Below are 2599 nucleotides of genomic sequence, written 5' to 3' on the forward strand. Positions count from 1 at the left end.
GTTGTTGTTGTTGTTGTTGTTATTATTTGTTTGAGCCTTCGCATGAAAAATAACCGCTGTGGATATTAGCATGACTAAAATAAAGTGCATCCTTTTCATAATTAACGTATTTTTGATTAATTGACCTTCCACGTGGCAGACAAAAACTTTGATGTGCGAAAGTAACAAAATGGAACAGCTTGCTTTAAAATCTTCATTGGTTATCTGATGTTTTCTCAAATATTTTGAGATATCGTTTAAAGTTTTACAATTATAGAAAAATACATTAAAAGCAAAAATTTTAGTAGCCTTTCTGTCTCAATTTTTTGTCGATTTTTATCATTATTAAGCCGCTGTGAAGGACAAATAAGAATGCACTGTTCAGATAGTCAAAAGTGGAGTTTCCGGCTTTGTCTCCCTGTGGTAGGAAAAATACTGGGCGGGTTATAAAGGAATAAAGAGCTTTTAAATAATCCAAACTATGAGGATCAAAAACATAGATTTTTCTTATATTGGTAGTTATAAATGAAACCAAAGGAAGAAACATATCGTAGTTTCAGAATTTCTGCTCCTAAAGAGTTTGAAACAGTGTTCTCTCATTTCTATTATGCTGAAAATAAGTCTGAACATACCATAACCAAAACCCTTCTCCCTTCTTTTCAAACCATTATGGTTTTTAATTTCGGAGTTCAGGCATTTTTGGTTTCCAAGCAAAAAACAAAAATTGAAGTTGACAAATGTATCGTTTTGGGACCTATTAAATCAGCATTTGAATACAGCCTTCCCCCCGATTCCATTATCCTAGTTGCTAATTTCAAGGCTGATGCATTTTATCGTTTTTTTGGCAAAGCATTTCTATCTGATCATTTGCCTGTTCACCCAGATGAAGCTATGGAAGAAAATTGTTTTACCCGTTTATGGTTTCAATTAGATAGTATTTCCGCCACAGAAGAAAAGGTAGACCATATTCTTAATTTCTGCAAACCCTATCTTAATCAGCAGAATGCCACCTCTACGCTATTGGCTAATTTCAGATCGGATACGATGAACTCCATCAAATCCATTGCTGAAGAAGCTAGACAAAGTGAAAGAAACATCCAATTGATCCATAAAAGGCACTTTGGCTTCAGTGCAAAGGAAGTGAATCGATACCATCGTTTTGTTAAAGCCATTGAATTGATTCAGCAGACAGATTTTTCTAAAGAAAAAGTCAACTGGTTTGAAATCATCGATCAATGTGGTTATTATGATCAAAGCCAGCTTATTCACGACTTTAAACATTTCATTAATCTTTCGCCTAAGAATTACCTAAAATTCCAGCAGGATATTTGCCGGGCTAATGAATAACCCGTTTCGTTTTCTTACAATTTTTGAGGTGTTCCCTATTTTACTTTTGTACTGTTCAATCAATTAAAAGTAACGGTATGAAACATCTTATTATTTACGCCCATCCCAATCAGGAAAGTCTGAATGCTCAGTTTAAACAATCTATTGAAAACGTTCTGCAACAACAGAAGCATAAAGTAATTACCAGAGACCTGTATCAACTGGGATTTGACCCTGTATTATCATTGGAAGATATGGACGGACAACGAAAAGGCTACGTTAATGAACTTATCAGACAAGAACAGGAGTATATTTCCTGGGCAGATGTGGTCACCTTTATCTATCCGATTTGGTGGACCGGCATGCCGGCCATTATGAAAGGGTATATCGACAGGGTATTCAGCTACGGGTTTGCCTATCGTTATGATCAGGGAATACAAAAAGGATTATTAGCCGGAAAACAGGCTATAATTCTCAATACCCACGGAAAATCCCACGAAGAATATACCGCTATCGGTATGGATAAAGCATTATTACTGACATCTGATAAAGGTATCTATACGTACTGCGGTTTTCAGATCAAAGAGCATCTCTTTTTTGATAAAGCTGACCGGGCCACTCCTGAAGTCGTTGAAATGTGGCTTGCTACAATCAGTAATGTATATACGATTATGGATCCTCAACTTTCTAATCATTAAAACTGATGTATTTTGCTTATGAGGATTCATGGCTTGGGAGTAATGTAACACTTGCCCAAAACATCGAAATAGAAGGCAGAATTTTGAAGATCCTGCCTTTTTTCTGCTTATATCCTGATCAAGATCCCCTGCCCTTTTGAACAAAGTTAATTAGGCCTTTTGAACAAAACAGAACACATTGATCCGTCCTAATTTTGTCTCAGTAATAACAATTAAATGTATCCAAAATGGAAAAGAATAATTATCAGGGAGCTCAACAACAACCTATAGGTTCGGGCTTCAATGTAAAATCAACGGCTAATGATGTGATTCAAAACATCGATCTTACCGGCAAAACAGCTATCGTAACAGGCGGCAACACAGGGATTGGACTGGAAACCACAAGAATACTCGCCGCAGCCGGAGCTACCGTAATTGTCGCTGCACGTGATATCGACAAAGCAAAGAAAAATCTGGAAGGAATATCCAATATTGAAATTGCAGCAATGGATCTAATGTCTCCCGCCTCTATTGATGTTTTCGCAGAAAATTTTGTCGCTTCAGGAAGACCTTTACATTTACTCATTAACAATGCAGGTATTATGTGGGTCCCTTTG

At 36.6% G+C, this 2599-nt stretch carries 3 protein-coding genes; all 3 read left to right on the top strand.

Features of this window, described 5'->3' with window-relative positions:
* Positions 1–504: 504 nt before the first annotated feature.
* Complete coding sequence (locus B2X72_RS11400) at positions 505–1326, top strand: helix-turn-helix domain-containing protein (protein WP_145327134.1); 822 nt, start codon at positions 505–507, stop codon at positions 1324–1326.
* A gap of 77 nt (positions 1327–1403) precedes the next feature.
* Positions 1404–2003: an NAD(P)H-dependent oxidoreductase gene (locus tag B2X72_RS11405; protein ID WP_075993120.1), complete on the top strand. Its 600-nt coding sequence runs from the start codon at positions 1404–1406 to the stop codon at positions 2001–2003.
* Between the two features lie 227 nt (positions 2004–2230).
* Positions 2231–2599: SDR family NAD(P)-dependent oxidoreductase (locus B2X72_RS11410; RefSeq protein WP_286849653.1), on the top strand; the 369-nt coding region annotated here is incomplete at its 3' end.

The organism is Sphingobacterium sp. UBA7253 (genome assembly GCF_002472745.1).
Taxonomy (GTDB): Bacteria; Bacteroidota; Bacteroidia; order Sphingobacteriales; family Sphingobacteriaceae; genus Sphingobacterium; species Sphingobacterium siyangense.

What these genes read in the sequence shown, in the direction of transcription:
- B2X72_RS11405 (WP_075993120.1), top strand. Translation starts at nt 1,404, where the DNA reads ATGAAACATCTTATTATTTACGCCCATCCCAATCAGGAAAGTCTGAAT.
- B2X72_RS11400 (WP_145327134.1), top strand. Translation starts at nt 505, where the DNA reads ATGAAACCAAAGGAAGAAACATATCGTAGTTTCAGAATTTCTGCTCCT.